At 63.7% G+C, this 22,691-nt stretch carries 19 protein-coding genes and 1 pseudogene; 9 read left to right on the plus strand and 11 right to left on the minus strand.

Annotated features, from left to right (window positions below; translation table 11 throughout):
* The first annotated feature begins 37 nt into the window (after positions 1-37).
* Positions 38-1,804, plus strand: a complete 1,767-nt coding sequence (locus IB262_RS21695; protein ID WP_060601583.1) for a hypothetical protein — start codon at positions 38-40, stop codon at positions 1,802-1,804.
* A gap of 19 nt (positions 1,805-1,823) precedes the next feature.
* Here IB262_RS21695 and IB262_RS21700 read toward each other — a convergent pair whose 3' ends face one another.
* The 9 genes from IB262_RS21700 to IB262_RS21740 form a co-directional block, all read right to left on the minus strand.
* Positions 1,824-2,849: an NADP-dependent oxidoreductase gene (locus IB262_RS21700; RefSeq protein ID WP_034799157.1), complete on the minus strand. Its 1,026-nt coding sequence runs from the start codon at positions 2,847-2,849 to the stop codon at positions 1,824-1,826.
* Between the two features lie 170 nt (positions 2,850-3,019).
* A complete protein-coding gene (locus IB262_RS21705; RefSeq protein ID WP_113187016.1) occupies positions 3,020-4,381 on the minus strand; it encodes a PLP-dependent transferase in 1,362 nt (453 codons plus the stop codon).
* A gap of 45 nt (positions 4,382-4,426) precedes the next feature.
* Positions 4,427-5,464: a 2-oxoglutarate and iron-dependent oxygenase domain-containing protein gene (locus IB262_RS21710; protein ID WP_113187015.1), complete on the minus strand. Its 1,038-nt coding sequence runs from the start codon at positions 5,462-5,464 to the stop codon at positions 4,427-4,429.
* Positions 5,465-5,899: 435 nt separating this feature from the next.
* On the minus strand, positions 5,900-6,136 hold the full coding sequence (locus IB262_RS21715) for a hypothetical protein (protein ID WP_034799160.1): 237 nt from the start codon (positions 6,134-6,136) through the stop codon (positions 5,900-5,902).
* Positions 6,137-6,255: 119 nt separating this feature from the next.
* Complete coding sequence (locus tag IB262_RS21720; RefSeq protein WP_127889910.1) at positions 6,256-6,981, minus strand: TfuA-like protein; 726 nt, start codon at positions 6,979-6,981, stop codon at positions 6,256-6,258.
* Complete coding sequence (locus IB262_RS21725; RefSeq protein WP_113187013.1) at positions 6,978-8,225, minus strand: YcaO-like family protein; 1,248 nt, start codon at positions 8,223-8,225, stop codon at positions 6,978-6,980. Before IB262_RS21725 ends, IB262_RS21720 begins: the two co-directional genes overlap by 4 nt.
* Positions 8,226-8,232: 7 nt before the next feature.
* A complete protein-coding gene (locus IB262_RS21730; protein ID WP_034799164.1) occupies positions 8,233-8,454 on the minus strand; it encodes a hypothetical protein in 222 nt (73 codons plus the stop codon).
* A gap of 32 nt (positions 8,455-8,486) precedes the next feature.
* On the minus strand, positions 8,487-10,358 hold the full coding sequence (locus IB262_RS21735) for an SARP family transcriptional regulator (protein ID WP_192493772.1): 1,872 nt from the start codon (positions 10,356-10,358) through the stop codon (positions 8,487-8,489).
* Between the two features lie 27 nt (positions 10,359-10,385).
* Positions 10,386-10,835, minus strand: coding sequence for a helix-turn-helix transcriptional regulator (locus IB262_RS21740; RefSeq protein WP_192493773.1), 450 nt, complete (start codon positions 10,833-10,835; stop codon positions 10,386-10,388).
* Between the two features lie 427 nt (positions 10,836-11,262).
* Here IB262_RS21740 and IB262_RS21745 point away from each other — a divergent pair, with 427 nt between their 5' ends.
* The 7 genes and pseudogenes from IB262_RS21745 to IB262_RS21770 all read left to right on the plus strand — a co-directional run bounded on the left by IB262_RS21745 (position 11,263) and on the right by IB262_RS21770 (position 19,970).
* The gene (locus tag IB262_RS21745; protein WP_192493774.1) at positions 11,263-13,860 is read left to right on the plus strand and encodes an SH3 domain-containing protein; all 2,598 of its coding nucleotides are present in this window, start codon (positions 11,263-11,265) and stop codon (positions 13,858-13,860) included.
* A 109-nt stretch (positions 13,861-13,969) separates the two neighbouring features.
* Positions 13,970-16,105, plus strand: a complete 2,136-nt coding sequence (locus IB262_RS21750; protein WP_127889915.1) for a mechanosensitive ion channel family protein — start codon at positions 13,970-13,972, stop codon at positions 16,103-16,105.
* A 159-nt stretch (positions 16,106-16,264) separates the two neighbouring features.
* A pseudogene (locus IB262_RS35980) lies at positions 16,265-16,912 on the plus strand (transporter substrate-binding domain-containing protein); the annotation flags it as partial.
* Positions 16,913-17,096: 184 nt separating this feature from the next.
* Complete coding sequence (locus tag IB262_RS35985) at positions 17,097-17,579, plus strand: transglycosylase SLT domain-containing protein (RefSeq protein ID WP_246802686.1); 483 nt, start codon at positions 17,097-17,099, stop codon at positions 17,577-17,579.
* A 103-nt stretch (positions 17,580-17,682) separates the two neighbouring features.
* Positions 17,683-17,964 carry a hypothetical protein gene (locus IB262_RS21760; RefSeq protein WP_034799172.1) on the plus strand — a complete coding sequence of 94 codons (282 nt, stop codon included), beginning with the start codon at positions 17,683-17,685 and terminating at the stop codon, positions 17,962-17,964.
* A 147-nt stretch (positions 17,965-18,111) separates the two neighbouring features.
* On the plus strand, positions 18,112-19,209 hold the full coding sequence (locus IB262_RS21765) for a glycosyltransferase family 4 protein (protein WP_127889916.1): 1,098 nt from the start codon (positions 18,112-18,114) through the stop codon (positions 19,207-19,209).
* Positions 19,206-19,970, plus strand: a complete 765-nt coding sequence (locus IB262_RS21770) for a polysaccharide deacetylase family protein (protein WP_127889917.1) — start codon at positions 19,206-19,208, stop codon at positions 19,968-19,970. Before IB262_RS21765 ends, IB262_RS21770 begins: the two co-directional genes overlap by 4 nt.
* Before the next feature lie 130 nt (positions 19,971-20,100).
* On the opposite strand, the gene IB262_RS21775 is transcribed toward IB262_RS21770, so the two are convergent.
* Together IB262_RS21775 and IB262_RS21780 are read right to left on the minus strand one after the other, a co-directional pair.
* Complete coding sequence (locus IB262_RS21775; RefSeq protein WP_034799175.1) at positions 20,101-20,283, minus strand: hypothetical protein; 183 nt, start codon at positions 20,281-20,283, stop codon at positions 20,101-20,103.
* 96 nt (positions 20,284-20,379) lie between these two features.
* Positions 20,380-21,213 (minus strand): MBL fold metallo-hydrolase, encoded by an 834-nt coding sequence (locus tag IB262_RS21780; RefSeq protein ID WP_043613689.1) that lies wholly within the window; start codon positions 21,211-21,213, stop codon positions 20,380-20,382.
* Between the two features lie 279 nt (positions 21,214-21,492).
* Here IB262_RS21780 and IB262_RS21785 point away from each other — a divergent pair, with 279 nt between their 5' ends.
* Entirely contained in the window at positions 21,493-22,686 is a 1,194-nt protein-coding gene (locus IB262_RS21785) for a DUF3095 domain-containing protein (RefSeq protein WP_127889918.1), read from the plus strand.
* Positions 22,687-22,691: the final 5 nt, after the last annotated feature.

Below are 22,691 nucleotides of genomic sequence, written 5' to 3' on the forward strand. Positions count from 1 at the left end.
GCACTCTCTTTGGGGTTGTGGCAGTTGGGAGCGCATCATGGAAGCCAGCAGAAATGCGGGTCATACGAACTGCATTGCCGTTGCAGAATGCGAGGCGCGAGCCGCCCTTGAGCGCATTCTTGCCGACAGCCAGTTTCACGCGACCGAGCGTCATCGCAAGCTGTTGCGGTACCTGGTTGACGAGTTTTTCGCTGGCCGTTCGGGCCAGGTGAAAGCCTACACGATCGCCATTGACGTCTTCGGACGGCCCGCCTCCTTCGATCCTGCGACCGATCCGATCGTGCGTGTGGAAGCGTCGCGCCTGCGCGCGGCCCTGGCGCAGTATTACGAGGCGCTCGGCGAAAGAGCGGAGCTTCGCATCGAGCTGCCGAAAGGCAATTACGTTCCGCAATTCGTGATCAGCGGTGAGCCTTTGAGAGGGGTGCTCGAGAGCACGACGCCGGTTGCTGAGGCGGCAGCTGAGCAGCCCATCGAGCTCGCGATTGCGCCTGCCGTTCTTGCCCGCAAATGGCGCCCGCTTGCGGGCTTCGCGGCACTTGGAGCCGGCGTGGCGGTCATGGCCGGGGCCTTCTACGTGTCCGTTGCCGACCACCTTCCCTGGCAGCCGGTTTTCTCGGCCAAGCCGACGATCGTAGTTGACGTGCCGACGCGGCTCGGGGCTGACGACGAGGTGCAGAAGAAGGCGGGAGACTATCTGGTCCACGCACTCTCGCAGTTTTCCGCCGTCCGCACTCTTGCGCCGGTCTCGCCCGCGGGTGTCGACGTGGCGTCGATAACCGGGTGGGTTTCGTCCGCGCCGCCGGTCAAGCTGCAGGGCAGCAAGGAGTACAGGCTTTCCATCGCCTACAGCACCGACGAGCGCCGGCATGAGGTCTCCTGGCAGGTGATCGATGTGCAAAGCAACGAGGCATTGAGGTCCGGCAGCTCGAAGGTGGCGCTCGACAGCGGCGATGCGCAGGAAATACAGGAAAAGCTGCTTTCTCGTCTGGCCCTTTCGCTTGCCGGCGAAGAGGGCGTCATTGTCAGTCTGGAGGCTGCGCGGCAACTGGTGACGCCGTCGATCGGCTTCGGCTGCGTGCTTCAGGCGGATGTGGCACTGGCGCGGATCGACCCTGAGGGACTGGTTTCGGCCCACGGCTGCCTTGAAAAATCCGTCGCCTACCAGGCCGCCGACGCCGATGTTTTGGCGAGCTTGGCGATGGTTTTGGTGGCAACCGGTGAAGCGAGCGCCGCGCCGACGGTGGCTGAGCGTGCGCTGAAGCTCGCCGACAAGGCCGTTGCGCTGGCACCGCAATCGAGCCAGAGCTACGTCGCCCAGATGCAAGCGCGCTTTGCAGCCGGCGACAGGGAAGCGGCGTTCATTTCCGGTCGGCGCGCGGCGGCACTCAATCCGCTCGACGACGCCATTCCGGCACGGCTGGGCCTGCTGCTTTTCGTCAGCGGCGCCTATTCGCAAGGGGTGAATCTGGCCCGTGTGGCGGATGCCGGCAGCGAGTATCTTCACCACGATGCCGCGCTGACCCTGGCGCTGGAAGACTACCGCAGCGGCCGCTACCGCGAAGCGCTGAGGCGCGCACGCGAACTTGCCAATCCGGCGGACATGGCAGTCAATCTCCTGCGCGTGGCAGCGGCAGGCCAACTCGGCCTGACGCGGGAAGCGACCAGCGCCTTGGACGGATTGCGCTTGAACGAAACGCGCGCGTCGCAGCCGTACGATACGGAACTGGTCGCTCGCGGCTACGCGCCGGACCTGATCGCGTTGCTCGATGACGGTCTCGCCAAGGCCGGCTTCGCCCAGCAGTAAGGCCGGGCCCGAGCCCCTTTTAGTTTTCGGCGGCGACCCGGATCACCAGCTTGCCGAAATTGCGGCCGTCCAGCAGACCGATGAAGGCTTCCGGCGCATTCTCGAGCCCGTCGACGATGTCTTCGCGGTAGCGGACTTCGCCACTTTTGATCCAGCCGGCCATCTCCTGATAGAAGAGCGGCCTCTGATCGGCAAACTCGCGCTGGATGAAACCCCGGATGAGCAGGCTCCGGCTGAGCACTTCGCGCATGACGCCGGGCAACCGGTCGCTCCCGGCTTGCGCGCCTGCGGGCTGGTTGTAGTGCGCAATCAGGCCGCAGACGGGCACGCGAGCGAAGTCGTTCAACAGCGGGAACACCGCATCCCAGACATGACCGCCGACATTCTCGAAATAGACGTCGATGCCTTTGGGGCAGGCGGCGGCGAGCTGTTCGGCGAAATCAGGCGCGCGATGATCGATCACCGCGTCGAAGCCGAGCGTGTCGCGAACGAAGGCGCATTTGTCCGCACCGCCGGCGATCCCGACTGCGCGCGCACCCTTGATGCGGGCAATTTGCCCGACCGCCGAGCCGACGGCGCCGCTTGCAGCCGCCACGACGACCGTTTCGCCCGGCAGCGGTTTGCCGATCGTCAGCAGCCCCGCATAGGCGGTGAAACCGGGCATGCCGAGAATGCCGAGTGCCGTCGAAAGAGGTGCGGCCGCCGGATCGAGCTTGCGCAAGTCAGTACCACGCGACAGCGCATAGCTTTGCCAGCCGGAGTGGGAAAGAACGAAATCGCCGTCGCTGAAATCCGGGTGACGCGAGCGGAGGACGCGGGCGACCGTGCCGCCCTCCATGACAGCACCGATCTCCACCGGCTTGGCATAGGAGCGGCCGGCATTCATGCGGCCGCGCATATAGGGGTCGAGCGAAAGGTAGAGGATCTTCAGGAGAACCTCGCCTTCCGCCGGCTCCGGGATAGCCGTTTCGACGACGCGGAAATCGCTCGGCACCGGTTTTTCGGATGGCCGCGCGGCAAGCAGGACCTGGGTATTCTTGCTCATAGTCTTTTCCTCCTGTGCGTGTCCCGATGCCCCGCGACGGCTGACGCGCGACGAGAAGCTCTTTTCGCATGAAACGAAACAAAGGCCTACAGACGTGTTTTGAGCCGCAAACGGCTCCGCGGGCTCGCCCCTGTGGACGAGCCCGCGGAAAATGCGAAAGCGTCTTACGCTCAGGCGGCGTCGATCGCTTGTCTAAGATCGGCGATGATGTCGTCCGAATGTTCGATGCCGATCGAAAGCCTGACATAGCCGGGCGTCACCCCGGTCTTTAGCTGGTCGATCTCCGACAGCTGCGAGTGCGTCGTCGTGGCTGGATGAATGGCCAGTGAGCGCGCGTCGCCGATATTGGCGACATGGTAGAGCAGTTTCAGCCCGTCGATGAAACGCCGGCCCGCCTCGCGACCGTCCTTCAGCTCGAAGCCCACGAGCGCGCCATAGTGGCCGTTCAGCAGATATTTCCCGCCGCGTGCCTTCGCCTCGCCATCCTGGAACTTCGGGAAGATCACCCGCGCCACCTTCGGGTGGGTGCGGAGGAACTCGGCCACCTTGATGGCATTCTCGTTGTGCTGCCGGATCCGGAGCGGCAGCGTTTCCAGACCCTGGATGAACTGGAATGCGTTTAGCGGGCTGATCGCGGCGCCGAGGTCGCGCAACAGCACCGCGCGGGCGCGCAGGATATAGGGATGAAACGCGATCGCGGCCGCTTTTTCGAGCCAAGTCTTGCCCTGGTAGCTCGGGTCAGGCTCGTGCAGGTTCGGATGGCGCGCCTCATGCTCGTGCCAAGGAAACTGGCCGCTGTCGATGATCGCGCCGCCGATCGAGGTACCGTGCCCGCCGATGTATTTTGTCGTCGAATAGACGACTACCGCAGCGCCGTGGTCGAAGGGCCGGATCGTCAGCGGGGCCGCCGTGTTGTCGACGATCAGCGGAATGCCGAAGCGCTTGCCGATCTCGGCGACCTCGGCGATCGGAAAGACCTCGAGCTTCGGATTCGGCAGGGACTCGGCATAATAGGCACGTGTCCGGTCGTCGGTCGCCCGGGCAAACGCCTCGGGATCAGCCGCATCGACGAAACGAACCTCGATGCCGAAACTTTTCAGGGTGGCGGCAAACAGCGCCCAGGTGCCGCCATAAAGGCCGGCGGCGCTGACGACGTTGTCGCCGGAGCGCGCAAGGTTCAGGAGCGCGAAGGCCGATGCCGCCTGGCCGGAGGCAAGTGCCAGCGCGGCTGCTCCCCCTTCGATCTCCGACAGCCGCTGCTCAAACGCGTCTTGCGTCGGGTTGGAAACGCGGGTGTAGAGATGCCCCGGCGCCTCCAGCGCAAAGAGCTTGTCGGCGCCGTCGGTGCCGGGCAGTTGATAGGAGGTCGTCTGGTAGATCGGCACGGCGACGGCGCCGCTTGCCGGATCGAAGCGATAGCTGCCGCCGTGGAGCGCCAGCGTTTCGGGATGCAACCGCCCGCCGGCTTCGCGCAGGCCGTTCGGCGTCTTGATCTCGACTGCCGGTTCTTCCGGCTTCTGATGGATCGTCATGCCATTTCTCCTTGGCTCTCAGGTTGATCGGCGCTGTCCGGTTGATCAGGCGGGCACGGCCGCCTTTGGCTGTTCCAGCAGGTCTGCGTGGTGCGCGGCGGCGACATCGGGGTGCGAGCGCAGCCGGGATTTCAGCACGTTGCGGCCGACCTCGTGGAAGAGCGGGTTCTGCGGATCCTGAGTGACGCCGCGGACCTCGGCTGCAAGCTGTGGCGGGAGATCGAGCACCGGGATGGTCGAAGCGAGATTGGCGCCGAGGAAGAAGGCGACCGAGAGCCGATCGCCGCCAGCGGGCGGCGTTACCACCCGGTGGATGTTGGCGAGCAGATAGCCGTTCGATGCCAGTTCCAGGAGTTCGCCGACATTGATGACGAAGGTGCCGCGCTTCGGCGGTGCGTCGATCCAGCCGCCCTTGCCGTCGTCGACCTGCAGTCCGCCGACCACGTCCTGCAACAGGATGGTGACGAAGCCGCCGTCCTTGTGGGCGCCGACGCCCTGATCGCTTTCGGTCTTGTCGCGGCCGGGATAGCGGATGATCTTCAGCAACTGGTTGGGGCCATCGCGATAGATCGGCCCGAAGACATCGGGCTTCTGCCCGAGCGCTTCGGAGAAAATCTCGATCAGCCGGATACCGAGCCCGGTGATGGCTTCGATATAGCCAAGGATCGCAGGCTTCAGTTCCGGCAAGGCGTCCGGAAACTGGTTCGGGCCGACAAGCCGCTTCCACGGCGCATCGCCGGACGCGATATTGAGGCTCTGGCGCTCGGGACCAAAGTCGACCTGTTCGCGCCAGTCCTGCGTGCCGCGCGTGTATTCGAGGCCGGCGCGATTGTAGCCGCGGAAGTGCGGCGACTTGCGCATCTCGATCGCCAGCTTGTCGTCCTCCGGCAGCGCGAAGAAGCGGCGCGAAAGCGAGAGAATGCCGTCGATTTCGTCCTGCGGGATCCCGTGGCCCTCGAGATAAAAGAAGCCCACCGAGCGGGCAACGCTGCGCAACTCGTCGAGCGCTGCGGCCCGCTCGGGGTGGCCCGCCGCAAAGCGCGAAAGGTCAAGGACGGGCAGGGTTGGATTTGTCTGGCTCAAGCTGGTCTCCCTTGTCGTTCAGGCGGTGGGCCAGTCGATAAGGGCCCTGCGCCGGTTCGCACATGATGGGAGAAGCCTAACCGGAGGTGGCTCGCTCACTCAATATTGTCTATGGAAATTATGGACTAAATTTCAACGAAAGCGCGAAGCGGGCTTTCGAACGGAACTGGTTTGCGGGGAATATCCGTCCCGGCCGTCTGTTTTACGGATTCCCTGAGCTGTCTCATGCGTGCGAGAGCAACGATCGTTCGGCGACGAAATCCGCTTGCGGCGAAACGCGGGGAGCGGCAGACGCTAGGTCTAACAACGACCAAAACCCCGCTTCGCCTTCGGCCAAACGGGGCTATCTTCGTGTCATCGCTCAATCGCAAAGCCACCGGTCCGCGCAGGCGGACCAATCGCGGGATGACGGCAATCCCAAAAGCGGCGTTGAACTCAGCAGCGGCCGAGGCTCGGGCGCGTCAGCAACTCGTTGGTCAGATGCGCTCTCTGGCTGCCGCAGTCCTCGGCCTCCTTGAGCAGCGATGCGAGCGCGAGTTCGAGACAGTATTGCACGCCTTCGACGTTGAGGGTCTTGGCGGAGTCGCGCGCATAGGTGACAAGACGAGCCAGTGCCAAGAGCTCCTTTTCCTTGTCTTCCGGTTCTACCGGCACAGCAAATGAAGATAGCATGATTTTCCCCAGCTTCCTTTGGATCCGCAGATCCAGCCCACCGTGGCCAATCATAGCGTGACTTCGCGGCATTGCGCGTGACATGAGCGTGACACACGTTGTATGTGAAAACCACATCCTTAAGATGAAGCGTCAGGTTGACCGAACAACCTCTTCCACATGCTGGTAGAATTGAATTTCCAGCCTTGCGTTGCAACCGTCCGTTGGGTTGGCGTGTGTCGCAGTGCGTCCAGTAAATGTCGCGCGTCGATGCCCTTCTGGTCGACATATTCGCTCGCGAGCAGCGCGGTGAGACGGGCGGGGTCCGTCCCCGCCGGCAGTGCAACGCGCGCGACGATGCCCGCCCAGTTGCGCTCCTTGTAGAACATGGCGGACGCCGTCGCGCCCATCGATGCGATGAGCGCTGGGGCAAGGGCTTGGGTCTGCGAGAGGCGCTTGAGTGTCGCATCGACGTTGACCAGCGGGAGTGTCAGCGGCAGATAGCCGAGTTCGGCCGGGCCGTGGATCAGCGCAACATCGGCGTCGTCCACGCGGGCTCCTTCGGCGTATTGCCGGTAGATCTCGCCAATGCCGACCATGCCGAAGGGCGCGCATTCCGCCGCGCGCAGCGCGCCCATGCTGGCCGCGCCGAAGACCTGCACGCCCAGCGACAGCGCATAAAGGATTTCCTTGTGCCAGACGGGCGCAACATTCTCGAAGTTGCCGTCGATAAGCCCGATCGCGGTTGCACCGCCCTCAACTGCGCGCAGGACGTCGCCCTGAACGGCAGGCGGGAGGATTAGGACGCTCTTGTCCGCCGCGTTTCGTGCGTCCGGCAGCGTCGGGCCAACAAAGACAACGTTCATCCGGCCTCCAGAGCACGGGCGAGCGCGCGTTCTCCGAAGCGACGCTTGCGCAGGCCGTCGGGATTTTCGAGGGCCGGAACGATGACCTTGACCACCGAGAAAGGTGCAACGCCTTCCATCAGCGGAACGACGACAACCGTCCGGATGCCAGCCGCTTCAAGCCGCAGCAGTACGTAATCGAGCAGCGCCTGAGGCCCGGCCGGGGCATCGGGGGCCGCCACGCTTGTCCGGAGCGGCACGGCGGCAAACAGGCCTCGCGTTTCCTCGGGAAGGTCGCGGGTGAAGGTTTCCGGGAACACATCGTCGCGGGCGCCGCTGATATAGGTAAGCCGCGACTGGGCGGCCTCGGTCACGGCACGGATGGCGGCGCGCCGCGCCACGGGGTGGGCACCGTGGCCGATCGTGACGTCGTGATAACGCGGCTGCCTGGCCGAGAGAATGCCCGCTTCGGCGAGGGTTGCGGCATAGCAGGGGATGCCGATGTCGCTGGTCATGTCGAACAGGCGCAACTCCAGACCTGAAGAGGCGATCCGTTCCGTAAGGGCATCGAGGACAGGATCCTCGAAACTTCCCGGATCGATGCAGCCTCGGTGCTTGCCGTTCAGCGGCAGCATTCGCCACAGCGTTTCGGCGTCGCGCTCGATGCGCTCGAGCAAGCCGTGCAGGGTCGCCTCGGTCTCGGTGTTGCCCGAGGCCAGGCCATCGGAGGACTGCCAGTAACGATAACCGACGATCGTCCGGTCGAGGATTGTCGCTTCGCGCGGGACCCAGGTGGTTGCGCCGTCAAAGAGGTCGAAGCCACGGAGCCAGTCGATCGTTTCGTCGTTCTGAAGGTCCGCTTGCCCCGCCGAGATGAGCCCCGGCAGATGCAGCGTTCGATCGCCCGTTTCGGAAAGAGCCCGGCTGGTGGCCGTTCTTGTCGCGGCCGACGGCGCGCAGGCCACTGCCCGCTCGATCGCCTCCATGGCCGCCGAAACCTTGGCGTCAACGTCGGTGATGCCTTTTCCCTGGTTGATGACGATCGATCGGGCGTTGGGCGACACGGCGCTCCAGACGGGAATGCCGAGCCGGTCGAGGCCGGTCAGCCGCGCAAGCCGGGTGACGCCGAGCGCCGGCAGGGATGCCTCGATCCGCCGGAACGTTTCTTCTGGCGGGCAGGCGCGATCGCTGTAGGAAAGCGGCTCGGCCGCCGGACGGCTGGAATGCTCGTCCGACGGCCGGCCAGTTTCAGCGGCTTGTGCCACGCGTGGACTAGCCGTCCATGAACCCGCCGGAAACGGAGCCGGACGAGGCCGCAACCACGGCGAGATTGACGCCCTTGTGCACCATTGCCCCGCTGTTGTTACGCAGGTCGTTGGCCGCAGCCAGCGGCCCCTGCGTCGGCGTTGCGATCTGCGAGACCGTGCCCGCATCCAGATCCGCAACCCAAAGCCGGTTGTCACCCGCCAAACCGATCACCACTACTTTTGCCATTTTCCCCTCCTGGCCGTTGCTGATGTGAGAAATCAGAAGCCCGCCTTGCGCAGGCCCTCGCAATAATGAACGCGCTGCCATTCTTCCCTAAAGGGAACGATGGTCATCCACTTGTCGAGATCAAAGTCCGGATGCACGTCGAAAGTCTTACGGACGAACTGGCGCGCTTTTTTCCGGTTGCCGAGCATGCCCCAACTTGCCGCCGACAGCCGGTCGGCAGGGGTCGGATCGCGCATGCGCTCGATATAGGCGATCGCCTGCTCATACTGGCCAAGCGAGTAGCTGGCGCCGGCCGCGGTCCAGAAATATTCGTCCGGCGCAATCGGGTTGAGATCGATTGCTGCCTGGATCTTGCGCAGGCCACCCTCGGGGCGCGAAGCTTGCACCAGCGTGTCGGCGTAGCTCGCAATCACGTTGGCGTGCTGAGGGCTCAGCGCCTCCGCCTTGTCATGGTATTCCATGCTCTCGTCGAACTGTCTCAAGTAGAGCTTGACGACGCCAAGCTCGCGATAGCCCGTTGCCAGCGTGTCGTCGGCCACCACCGCATCGCGCGCATGCCGTTCCGCAAGCGCCAGCAGCTCTGCGTCGCCGCGGGCTGTCAGCAGCCACTCGAAAAAATAGCTGCGGGCGAGCCCGCTCATCGCCGGCGCAAAGCCGGAGTTCTCATAGAGCGACTGGCGGAAACTCTTGCGCGCGCGCCGCAGTTCCGGAAGGTTGAGCTGCTTGAGATAGCGCTGTCCGAGCAGGAAGCTGCGGTAGGAGCCGACATTGGTCTCGTAGGTCTGGCGATGGGTCTCGTTGCGCTCCACCTGGTTGGCGATCGCCAGTGCGATCTGGCGGGCAATTTCCCGCCGTGAGGCCATCAGCCCGTCGCCATCGAGATTGAAACGGTCTGCCCAGATCACTTCGTCATTGGCAAAGAAGATCAGTTGCGTGAAGAGCGTCAGCCGGCTGCCTTCGTCGGTCAGGCGCGTGTCGAGAATGTAGCTTATGGCGTGCTTCTGGTAGGTGCTTGCCTTGTCGGCCTGCAGGCTGATCTGTGCGGCCGTGTAGGGCGCGATCACCGAAACCGAGCGAAGCGCGCAAAGCCCGATCGTCACGTCCTCGATCAATGCGCTTGCAAATTGTGTTGCCGGACTGTCGTTCGCGCCGTTGTTCGGCGGCAGAAGGACGACGCGCGGCGGGCGCGAGTCGGCTGCCGGCTCCGACGTCGGCGCGATTATCGTCGAGACCGATCGCCATTCCGGCCTGTTGATCGCGATCGCGCCGCCGCCATTCGAGACAGCCCGTGCCTCCAGATGATTGCCCTCAAGCTGAAACGCCTGGGTCAGGATCTTGCGCACGTCCTCGTCGAGCGGGTTGCGCTCGAGCAGCCGGGTCGCTGCCGCCTTGACCAGCTTGCGATGGTTGTTCGTCGCCTCCGCTGCCGCAAGAAGCAGGCTTTCGCGCAGCAGCGCCATATGCTCGCTACGCTGCCGCTCGATCCAGCCATGCAGCGCCTGGCCCTGGGACTTCAAGTCCTTGAGGAAGTCTTCCTGGAAGGTTTCGACCGCCCACTGGAGACGGGAAAGTGGATCGCCCGCCTCACGCCCGATGGTATCGAGGTCGCTCTTGAGCCGGCTGGCGTCGAGGCGCACGGCCGACGGCGAGAAACTCAGGAAGTGACAGCCGAGTTCTTCCTGGCGCGCGCTGATGCGGGAGACCGTCTTGCGCAGATTGACGAAGGCCTGGCTCGGGACGATCTCGTCCCAAAGGAGCTTGGCGACATCGTTTCTTGACTGCTCGCTGTGGCCGCCGACGATCAGATGACATAGGATCAGCAGACCCTTTTCGGGAAACGCTACCTCACGCCCGCCGTTATCGACGAGCCGCAAGCGCCCGAGGGTCTGCAGTCTGAATGTCATCCGGTCATTCCTGTCGGGCGCGGGTGCTTAGCCGTGCAGGTCCTGAGCGTGGCTCGCGCTTGAGCGGACGGTCTCGGTCTCCGGCGTCTGGGCAACGGCGGCGACCAGCGAGATGATCTTCTTGCGCAGCACCGGGTCCGCGATCTTCAGGAAAGCGCGGTTGAGCGCGATGCCTTCCTTCGACGAAACGAAGGACGAGATTTCGCTCGGCTCGCGCGTTGTGTCGCCGTTGCGTGCGCCGGCAGGGTCTTCACCCTCCTGGAAGAAGAAGCTCGGGTGCACGCCGAGGATATCGGCGATCGCCTGCAGACGGCTCGCGCCGATGCGGTTGGTGCCTTTTTCGTACTTCTGTACCTGCTGGAATGTGATCCCGAGACCGTCGGCCAGCTTCTCCTGGCTCAGTCCGGCCATCAACCGACGCATCCTGACGCGGGAACCGACAAAGACATCGATCTGGCTGGGGGCTTTCGTGTTCACTTGTATTTCCTCCGCACGTAGGAGTGGTCAAATCATACATATGAGTTTGCTTGAATAAATGACTCTATGCAATCACTACGGGCTAAAACACAAAGATTTGCGACGCTTTAATGATTTTACCCGGGGAGACGGGATAGCGACCGTCGCGATCGGGACAGAAGCGGGCAACCTGAAGGACCGGGGAGGGGTGGTGAAACGGCATGCGCCCCTGCGGTGCTCCGAATCGTTCCGGTATCCGGCGTTTGCTGCGGCACGCTCCGCTCCGTTGCGTCTAACTTCTCGGCGACCCGTTACGGTCGCCGTTACTGTTACGTACTTGCGCTTTGGTGATGGGCAAAGATGTCTATGGCTCAACCAGTTCCGGTGCCAGCTTCGGCTTCAGTCGTTGCGGGCGCGGGTCGGCCGCCCGGGATCTCGGAGAACCGTAATGCGCAGACTGACACTCGCCTTCACCCTCCTCGCGATTGCCGCGGTTCCGGCGCAGGCCGGGCCGGCAACGACGAGCGCCTCAGTCAATTTCCGGGAAGCACCGGGAACCGGCTTCAACAGTCTGGGGACGATCGCCGAGGGAACCGAGGTCGATGTCAAGGAATGCGACGATGCGGGCACCTGGTGCGCGGTAAGCTTCAATGGCCAGAACGGCTTCGTGAGCGGCAAGTACCTGAACGATGCCGATCCCAAGGGGCTCGGTTGGCCGCGCGCCTACAAGACCGATAGTGGCGCGACCATCACGCTCTATCAGCCGCAGATCAACGCTTGGAAGGATTTCACCGAACTCGATGCGCTGATCGCCGCCGAATACAAGCAGTCCGACGACGCCAAGCCGATCTTCGGCGTGGTTGGCGTTACCGGCAAGACCGATGCCGACAGCGCCTCCGGCCAGGTCGTCGTTTCCGACATCAATATGACCGAGATCAACTTCTCCGTCCTCGACCGGAAGGAACTGGCGGATCTGACGCTCGAGGTCGGCAAGCTGATGCCGGTCGGGACGATCACCGTTTCGGAGGACAAGCTGACGGCGAGCCTCGCCGACTACCAGCGGCTCGGCAATGTCGAGGGGTTGAAGGCCGACGCGCCGCCGATCTTTATCAGCAAGAAGCCGGCGATCCTGGTGCAGACCGACGGCAAGGCCGTGTTTGCCCCGGTCAAGGGCGTCGAGGGGCTCTCCTTCACGGTCAACACCAATTGGGATCTGTTCAAGGTCGAGGCTGACGCCACCTATTACCTGCGCAACGACAAGTCATGGCTGCAATCGAAGGATCTCGCCTCGGGATGGCAGTCCGCCTCGTCGCTTCCCGACATACTCAGCAAACTGCCGGACGACGACAACTGGAAGGATGCCAAGGCGGCGATCCCGCCGCAGGCGGACAAGGTGATCGTGCCCGACGTCATCTATTCGGATAAGCCGTCGGAACTGCTCGCCTTCGACGGTGAGCCGAAACTCGAACAGGTGCCGGGCACCGGTCTCAAGGTTGCGACCAACACCGAGAGCGACGCCTTTTACCGTGACGCTGACTCAAGCTGGTACATCCTCGTATCCGGTCGCTGGTTCGCGAGTACCACGCTCGACGGCCCCTGGACCTTCGCTACGCCCAAGCTGCCGCAGGACTTCCAGAACATTCCGCAGGATGCCGCCTATTACACGGTGCGCGCGTCCGTTCCCGGTACCTCCGAAAACGCAGAGGCGCGGCTGAAGGCGAGCATCCCCGAAAAGGCGCGTGTCTCGCTCGATGGCTCCGTCACGGTGGACGTCGCCTATAGCGGCGACCCGAAGTTCGAAACGATCGACGGGACGTCCCTGACCTACGCGGTCAACACCAACGAGACCGTCATCAAGGTCGGCGACAAGTATTTCGTGCTGAAGGACGGGGTCTGGTTCGTCGGCGATGCACCGACCGGGCCGTTCGCTGTGGCAAAGGCGGTGCCGGACGAGATCTATACCATCCCGCCGTCGTCGCCGATCTACAATGCCACCTATGTGCGCATCTACGATACCGAGCCCGACGCGGTCTGGTTCGGCTATACGATGGGTTACCTGGGTGCCTATCTCGCCTGGGACACCTTCGTCTACGGCACCGGCTGGTACTATGACGACTATTGGGATTACGGCTGGGCCGGTGGCGGTTACTGGCCCTATTATCCACGCCCGGTAACCTATGGCGTCGGCGCCTTCTATAATCCGGCCATCGGTACGTTCGGCCGCTATGGATATGCCTACGGGCCCTATCGCGGCATTGCTGCCGGTGCGGCCTACAATCCGCGCACGGGCACCTATGTTCGCGGCGTGGCCGGCTACGGACCGAACGGAGACCGCGGCTTCGTCGCCGCCTACAATCCGCGCACCGGCAACGCGGCGATGGCCCGCGGCGGACATAACGTCTACGGAAGCTGGGGCACCGCGGCCGTCAAGCACGGGTCCGATTTTGCCCGCATCAGCGGCGGCTCGACCGCCAATGGCGCCGGCGTCAATTGGCGCGCGTCGGACGGGAACCATGGCTTTGTCGCCGGCGGCAAGGGCGGCGACGTCTATGCCGGCCGTGACGGAAACGTGTATCGTCGTGACGACGGACAATGGCAAAAGCATACGCCCGACGGTTGGCAGCCAGTCCAGAAGCCTTTGATCCAGGATAGGACCAAGGCGGGCGAGCAATTCTCCGCCAATCATCCGGATGCAGCGGAGAACCTCAACCAGCGGATCGACACGCGCCAGCAAGCCGGTCAAGGCGCGGACCGCGCTCGTGCCCCCGATCATCTGGCGATCGACAATATCGGACGTCAACTTGGCAACCAGCGCTCCTTCGAACGACAGTCTTTCGATCAGCGGCCGTTGAATTTCCCGAGCAGTGGCGGAGGCGGCTTTGACCGACCCGGTGGCTTTGGTGGCGGCGGCTTTGATGGCGGTGGTTTCCACGGTGGCGGCGGCTTCCACGGCGGTGGTGGCTTTGGTGGTGGCGGTGGATTTAGCGGAGGTGGCTTCCATGGAGGCGGTGGGTTCCATGGCGGTGGTGGATTCCGTCGCCGTTGACCGCGACGCTCTTGACGTTGGCGCAACAGCCCGCTGGTATGTTAGCCTTTGTAATGATTGAGAGTCGTGCCGGTCGGGGGACGGGCATGTTCGTCGGGGGGGGCTGAGAATGGGCTGTATCGGGTCGTCGGGTCGCTTGCTTGTGGGGCCGGTCTTCGGTCTCGTGGCTTTTCTTTCCGTTGTTTTTGGGCTGGTTGCGCCAGGCCTGGCACAGGAAGCCGCGCCTGCGGCTCCGCCTGCAAAGGTCCAGCAGCTGATCCAGCTTCTCGATGACCCGGAAGTGAAGCAGTGGCTGTCGACGAAGCAAGCCCCGCCAACCACTGCGGCCGAAGCTCCGGCCGGAACGCCCGCAACCGGTGTCGTGGCGCGTTGGACCGCCGAAATCAGGCGTCATCTCACCGGCATCGGCAACGCCGTGCCGCGTGTCCTTCCGGAAATGCAGGCGGCGCGCGAACGCCTTTCCGGCGACATGGAGAGCCATGGCGCCGCTCCCATTCTGAAGGGATTTTTCCTGATCCTGGCGATCGGCTACGGCGCCGAATATCTCCTGCGCTGGTTGCTCGGACGCAGCCTGAAGGGGGCGGTGCTGACGGGGCCGGCCCGCACCATGCTCACACGGGTTCTGCCGCTCATCGTGTTTGCGGCTGCCAGCATGTCGGTGCTGGCGATCGCCGACTGGCCGACGCGGCTGGAAACAACGATCGCGCCGCTGCTCGGCGCTTGGATCGGAGCACGCCTCTTGATGATCATCGCCTCGGCGGTCCTGACGGGGGGACCGGTCAACGAGGGGAATGCGGACGGGCGAGGCGGTTACCTCTCGCTCACGCCCGATGAGGCCAGCTTCTGGCACCGGCATGCCCTATGGCTGATCGGTGGCGGGGCGCTCGTCTGGGGTGTCGGCGACGCGATGAGCGCGTTGTCGATTTCCGCGGACGTGCGCAATCTCATCACCGCGCTTCTTGGGCTCGTGGTCCTCGCGCTCGGGATCCTCACAGTCGTGCGGCGTCCGGTGGGGGCCGTCGTCGGTTCGCGCCGTATCGTCGGCAACGTGTTCCTGGTTGCCTTCCTGATCGTGCTTTGGCTGCTTTGGGTCGCCGGCATGGACGTGCTGTTCTGGATCGGCCTTTACGTGATCGGCTTGCCGCCGCTGCTGCGTTTCACGAGCGCCTTTACCAAGACGATGCTGGATAGCTCGGCAGAGGACGATCCGCGCGTGGTGCGCAACATCTTCATCGAGCGCGGCGCACGGCTGCTGGTCATCGCGCTTGCCGCCGGCTGGCTGGCGCTCGTCTTCAAGGTCAGCGCCACGTCGATGATGCAGGACGACGCCTTCAATCGGGTGTTCCGCGGCGTCCTGGCGGGTATCGTCATCCTGCTGGCTGCAGATCTGGTCTGGCAGCTCGTCAAGGGTTTCATCAACCTGCGCGTCAAGCAGGCCAATCACGCGACCGAAGACCCGGCCGAGCGCGCCCGCAACACCCGCCTGATGACGTTGCTGCCGATCCTGCGTAACTTTCTGGCAGCCTTCATCGCGATCGTGGCCGTGCTGATGGTGCTCTCCGGCCTTGGGGTGGAAATCGGCCCGCTGATCGCCGGCGCCGGTGTCTTCGGCGTGGCGATCGGCTTCGGCTCGCAGACGCTGGTCAAGGACGTCATCAGCGGCATCTTCTACATGATGGACGATGCCTTCCGCATCGGCGAATACATCCAGAGCGGCAGCTACAAGGGCACGGTCGAATCCTTCAGCATTCGCTCGGTCAAGCTCCGGCATCATCGCGGTCCCGTGTTCACGGTGCCTTTCGGCTCGCTCGGCGCGGTGCAGAACATGAGCCGCGACTGGGTGATCGACAAGTTCCTGATCAACGTTTCCTTCGATGCCGACGTCGCCAAGGTGAAGAAACTGGTGAAGGGCATCGGCGCCAAGCTGCTCGAAGATCCGGATATCGGGCCGCTGATCCTGGAAACGGTCAAGATGAAGGGTGTCGAGAACTTTGGCGACTACGGCATGACCTTGAGTTTCGCCATGAAGACGAAGCCGGGGGCACAGACCCAGGTCCGGCGCCGGGCGCAGGTGATGATCAAGGAATCCTTCAAGGAAAACGGCATCAACTTCGCCTCGCCGACCGTGCAGGTGGCGGGCGACGAGCAGCAGCAATCCGTCGCCGCGGCCGCCGCGACCCGCGACGCCATCGCCAAGAAGAATGCGGCCGCCGCGCTTGGCGAAGGCGGTCCGCCGCAGGAATAGCATTTCGGCAACAGGGTTCTCGGGCTGGGGGCTGACATGAAACGCGTTCTCTTGGGGCTGCTGCTTCTCGTGTTCTTCACGGGAAGCGGCGCCTTGGCACAGTCGAATGAGCAATTCCTTCGCTCGATGTTCGTCCCCCACAAGGACGACTTCGACGGAATGGAAAAGCGGCGCGTGATCCGCATCATCGTGCCTTTCAGCAAGACCATCTATTTCCTCGATCGCGGCCAGCAATTGGGCACGGCCGTCGACTTCGGAACGGCGCTCGAAAACGAACTCAACAAGGGGAAGAAGAAGCAGATCGACAAGATCCGCGTCGGGTTCCTGCCGATGCCGCGGGCGCGTCTGCTGTCGGCGCTCGAAGAAGGGCTTGGCGATATCGTCATGGCCAATCTGACGATCACCGAGACGCGGCTTGCAAAGGTCGATTTCACCGCGCCGCTGTTCGACGAAGCCAAGGAGGTGCTGGTCACCGGTCCTTCGGCGCCGGCGATCACAAGCGTCGACGATTTGAGCGGGCAGGAACTGCATGTGCGCCGATCGAGCAGTTATTACGAGCACCTGGCGGCGCTCAGCGCCGGCTTCGAAAAGGCCGGTCGCGCGCCGATCACGCTGAAGGACATGGATGAGAACCTCGAGGACGAAGACGTCCTGGAGATGATCAATGCCGGCCTGCTGCCCTGGACGGTCGTCGACAAATACAAGGCGGACATCTGGGTGAAGGTGTTCACCGACCTCAAGGTGCGCGACGACATCGTCGTTTCCGACCACGGGGAGATCGCCTGGGCGATCCGCAAGGACAGCCCCAAGCTTAAAGGTGTGCTCGACGACTTCGTCAAGACCCACAAGGTCGGGACGACCTTCGGCAACATCCTGAGGAGCACCTATTACAAGGGCGACAAGATGCTGAAGCGCGCCTATGCGCCAGCCGATGTCGAACGTTTCAAGCAGCTCGTGGAAATCTTCCGCACGCACGGGAAGACCTATGCTGATGGCGCAGGGCTACCAGGAATCGCAGCTCGATCAGTCCCGCCGCAGCCACAGGGGCGCGGTCGGCATCATGCAGTTGCTGCCATCGACCGCTGCGGACAAGGCCGTCAACATTCGCGGCATCGATAAGGACGAGAACCTCAACGTCGAAGCGGGTTCGAAATATCTGCGCTACCTTGTCGATACCTACATCGACGACCCGGCCGTCACGCCGAAAAACCAGATGCTGTTTGCCTTCGCGGCCTACAATGCCGGACCGGGAAACCTGCGCAAGTTCAGGGCCAAGGCCAAGGATATGGGGCTCGACCCGAACCTCTGGTTCGGCAATGTCGAGAATGCGGCGGCGGCGATCGTCGGGCGCGAGACGGTGCAATACGTCAGCAATATCTACAAATACTATGTCGCCTATAGCCTGCTCTCGGAGCATGATACGGAAACCACGGTCGAGAAGGCCGGCAGCACAGGGGTGGCTGCAACGCCTTAGCGAACGCGGCGGCGCGATCTGGCCGCGCTGGAAGAAGAGAAACGAAACAAGGAGTGGCAGGCACGGAGCGGTCCACGGACGGCGATGGGGCTGCCAGGTGATCATGGTGAAAAACATCCGCAGCCTTGGCGGGCTGTTTGGCCTGCTTGCTCTGTCCGCGGTGACGCTTGCGGGCTGCACGACGCCGGACCTGGAGCCGATCCCCGGCAGCATCACCTATGGCGGGCAGCCGCGCACGAAGCTGACGAAGGCGCCCGTCGGCAGCATCGTCCCGCACCGCTTCACGAGCGGCAACAGCTTCGTTCAGGAAACCTATGTCATCGAGCCGGACCGTTCGCTGAAACTGATCCGCCGGGACTACTACGATTTGCCGATCGACCGATGAACCGCTGGCGGTCGGGCCTGGTATCCCCTTGGCTGCAGACGGCGGCGCGGACGCATGCTTTCCTCTCCCGCGATCCCACCGGAAAGCGGCAAGCTCCCGGCGCGGTCGGTTGACAGGCCGCCGCGGAGAAACGATAGCTCGCTGCGGATGAAGATCGCCTTTTACGCACCGCTGAAATCCCCTGACCATCCCGTGCCTTCGGGTGATCGCTTGATGGCGCGCATGCTGGTTGCAGCACTCCGTGCGGGAGGGCACGAGGTCGCGGTCGTCTCGGACCTGCGCAGCTTCATGGCGACCGCGTCGGACGTAGATTTTCGTGAACTGGAGCAAGCGGCGGCAGGCGAGATCACTCGCCTCCGGCAGGGCTGGATGCGCGACGGCGCCCCCGATCTGTGGTTCTGCTACCATCCCTACTACAAGGCGCCGGACCTGCTCGGTCCTTCGCTTGCCGCCGAATTCACCATCCCCTACGTGACGGCAGAGGCCTCCTACTCGGCGCGGCGAAACGAGGGCGTGCGCGCGATCGCCCAACGCCAGGTGCTCCAGGCCATCGAGCAGGCGGCAGTCAACATCTGCCTGACGCGCCGGGACCGGGATGGCCTGCTGGAGGCCGCGCCCGACTGCCGCCACGCGATGCTTGCTCCCTTTATCGATGCGGCCCCTTTCGTGCCGGGCGGCGGAAGCACGGATGACCTCTGCCGCATGGTCGCTGTCGCCATGATGCGCAGCGGCGACAAGCTGGACAGCTACCGCATGCTGGCGCAATCGCTGACACACATCGCCGATAGCCGCTGGACCCTGACGATCGTTGGCGACGGTCCGTGCCGCGACGAGGTGCAACAGGCCTTCTCGGCCTTGCCGTCCGACCGGCTGGACTGGCTCGGCGAAAGGACCGCTGCCGATCTGCCGGCTATTCTTGCCGGCAGCGACCTCTACGTTTGGCCGGGCTGCGGCGAGGCCTATGGGCTTGCCTATCTCGAAGCACAGGCGGCGGGCTTGCCGGTCGTTGCGCAAAATACCGCCGGCGTGCCGGAAGTGGTCAGGGACGGCGAGACTGGGATCCTTACGCCCGACGGCGATGCCACCGCCTTTGCGGCGGCGATGCGCGCGCTGATAGAGGATCCGGTCCTTCGGCGGAGATTGGGTACGGCCGCCGGACGGTTCGTCCATGACGAACGTTCCTTCCCTGCCGCGGCGCGGCGGCTGCGCACGATATTTGACGAGCATCTGGAGGCGACGGCATGAGACAACCCCATTGGCAGCAGCTTGCCGTCGCGCTCGACCGCGTGGCCGCGTCCGGTCGACAGGTTGATTTCTGGCTGCGGGACGACGACGCCGCCGAGCCGACGGCAGCACTCGACCGCCTGTTGTCGCTGGTTGACAAGCACCTGGTTCCGGTGGTCATCGCCGTGCCGCCCGCGCCGACGGGCGAGGCGCTTGCGCGCCGCCTCGACGGGCATGCCGGCGTCAGCGTCGCGGTGCACGGCTGGGCGCACCGCAACCATGCTCCGCCCGAGGAAAAGAAACAGGAACTCGGCGCGCACCGGCCACGCTCAACGGTTCTCGATGAACTCACGGAGGGTTACGCGCGCCTCCAGGCGCTGTTTCCGCGCAGCTTCGTGCCGATGCTGGTGCCGCCGTGGAACCGGATCGACGGCGCGCTTCTGGATGACCTGCCCGGGATCGGTTTTGCGGCGCTGTCGGTCTTCGGTCCGGAAAAGCCCTCGCTCCTCAAGCTCGTCAACACCCATGCCGATGTGATGGATTGGCAGGGAACACGCGGCTGCCGCGAGCACGCGGCGATTGTAGCTGACATCATCGCCAGGCTAAGGCAGGTCTGCGGTGACGATGAAAAGAGGCGGGATCAGGCCGGGCGAACCATCGGAGTGCTCACCCATCACCTGGTTCACGACGCCGGCGTTTGGTCCTTCATGGAGGAGCTCTTCACGCTTACGGCCGCGCATCCGGCCTGTCGCTGGCGGACCGGAGCCGATCTCGTAGCTTAATGGTCCTTTCGCTGGCGGAAGCGTAGTTTGGATTCGCCACCTGCCGCGACAAACATTAGGGACGCTTGCCGCCGTGTCAGGGAGGTGCGGCCGTCGGATGCGACGGCCCATGTTTCGCTAGAACACCACCTCAGCCGCTACCGGGTACGACAGTGTCGTCATCGTTGTCCGGCAGCAACCCTGAGCCGGGGGTCTTGGTCTTGTCGGTCAGTCGATCCTTTGCGTGAGGACCTGCGGTTGGAAGATGCTGCCCACCCGAGGGATCCTTGCCGGTTTCCTCGATCGCCTGCTGGGCCTTCTTGTCCTTGCTCATGCGGTACTCCTTCTTTGGAAAGAAGGAATCCACGAGGCGTGAAATAGTTCCGGCCCGAATTTCGGGTAAAGGACATCCCGACGCGATTTCAGATGCTCAATCGAGCTCGACGATCTGTCCGTCGCGGGCGGCAAAGGCGCCGGGGAATGTCGCCTGGACATCGCGTTCCATGGCGGCCAACGCCTCATCGGTGCGCGACGGATCGTGGTGGAACATGGCGAGCTGCTTGACGCCGGCGGCCATCGCCAGTCGTGCGCCATGCATGCCGGTCGAGTGTCCGTAACCCTGAAAATGCTCCATCTCGCTTTCGAGATAGGTGCAGTCGTAGACGAACAGGTCGGCCCCGGCGATCAGTTCGAGCACGCCGGGATCGAGGACGCCCGGCTCGTGCTCGGTATCGTAGACGAGAGCGACGGCGCGGCCGTTCCATTCGATCCGATAGCCGACGCAGCCACCGGGATGGTTGAGGCTCGTCGTGCGGATGGTGACGCCAGCACGCGGGGTCAGCACGTCACCGGGTTTGAAGTCCATGCCGTCGAGGCTCGCTTGACAGATGTCGGGATCGACCGGGAACCACGGCGGGCGCATGAAATCGCGGATCATCTCCCGCGTGGTCATGGTGCCGTGCAGATGGCCAGACCAGAAGCGCACCGAATTGCGACATTTGTAGATGGGTTTGAAATAGGGAAGACCGATAATGTGGTCGTAGTGGCTGTGAGTGAAGAACAGATCGAACTCTTCGACGCCTTCGGCGATCAGCGCATAGCCAGCCTCGCGCAGGCCAGAGCCGGCATCGAACAGCAATACGTCCTTGCCGCATCGAATTTCGATGCAGGATGTATTTCCCCCATAGGCGACGTATTGTTGGCCGGAGACCGGCAAACTTCCTCTTACGCCCCAGAACCGCACTCGAAAGTTGTCGTCACGCATTCAGTTTCGGCTTCACTACGCACGCTTGGACCATTTTGATCCTTGTGTGACTGTTAAACAAGCACAGATGGCCACACCCCTGCAATGCCATGGGTTATTATTTGGAAACTAACCATCGCGTCGCCAAGTCCCCCTCCGGCCAAATCCGCTCCTCGCCTATCTTCTAGGCTGCAGAAACGGACAGAGGTGTCTCCGTGGTAACAGCCAATGAAACTTTTTGTTGCGCTCCCGCGTGAATTATCTGACGAACGTTAAGGGCGAGCGAAGATCGAGGCGCTGATGGCTGAGGCAATGGAAGGCCGATTTTACGATAGCGTGCCGTTGTTCGACGCCTTCGAAGGCGTCGCGGACGAAGCGAATTACCGGCCGTTGCCGGACGGCTGGCTGCTGGCCGTGGCCGATATCGTCAACTCGACCGGTGCGATTGCCGACGGCCGCTACAAGACGGTCAACATGGCCGGCGCCAGCGTCATATCCGCCCTGATGAACGTGCTCGAAGAAAAGACGATGCCCTTCGTATTCGGGGGGGATGGCGCCCTGGCGGCGCTGCCGGCATCGATGGACGACAGGGCCCGCGACGCGCTGGCCGCGGTGAAGACCTGGGTGGCGGAGGAACTTGACCTTGAGTTGCGGACCGCGCTCGTTCCGGTCAGCGACATCCGCCAGCACGGGCTCGACATGCGCGTCGCCCGCTTCAAGGCCAGCGACGAGGTTTCCTACGCGATGTTTGCAGGCGGCGGCGCAAGCTGGGCCGAGGCGGCGATGAAGGCCGGGCGCTATCACGTCGCGGCGGCGCCTGCCGGCAGCCGGCCGGACCTGACCGGCCTTTCCTGTCGCTGGAACCCGATCGAGTCCCGCCACGGCACGATTGCCTCGATCATCGCGGTGCCGGGCGCGAAGGGCAACGGACCGGAATTCCAGGCGCTGATCGCCGACATCGTCGCGCTTGCCGACGAGGAAGATCGCGGCGGTCACCCCGTTCCCGAGCTTGGGCCGACCGCGCGGTTCTCCTTCCAGGGGATCGACACCGAGACGCGCGCGGCCGCTCCGCGAGGGCGACGTTTCCTGAAGCGTTGCGTTATCACCGTGCAGACGCTGGCACTTTTCGTCTGCCTTCGCATGGGCTGGAACCTTGGGCCCTTCGATACGAACCGATACCGCCGCGACCTTGCCGACAACACCGACTTCCGTAAATTCGACGACGGCCTGAAAATGACGATCGATATCAGCGCCCCGTGCCTCGAACGGATCGAGGCGCGGCTGCAGCGGGCAGAGGCAGAGGGCGTCGGACACTATGGCCTGCACCGGCAGGATTCGGCGCTGATGACCTGCATCGTGCCGACGCCGATGACCCGCGACCACATACACTTCGTCGACGGCGCCTCTGGAGGCTATGCGGTGGCGGCGAGCAATCTCAAGGCCGCGCTGGCGCGCAACAAGGCCACTCAACCCTTTGCGGGTGGCGCCGGCTAGCTGTT

It is taken from the genome of Ensifer sp. ENS02 (assembly GCF_014851885.1).
In the GTDB taxonomy this organism is placed as follows: domain Bacteria; phylum Pseudomonadota; class Alphaproteobacteria; order Rhizobiales; family Rhizobiaceae; genus Ensifer; species Ensifer adhaerens.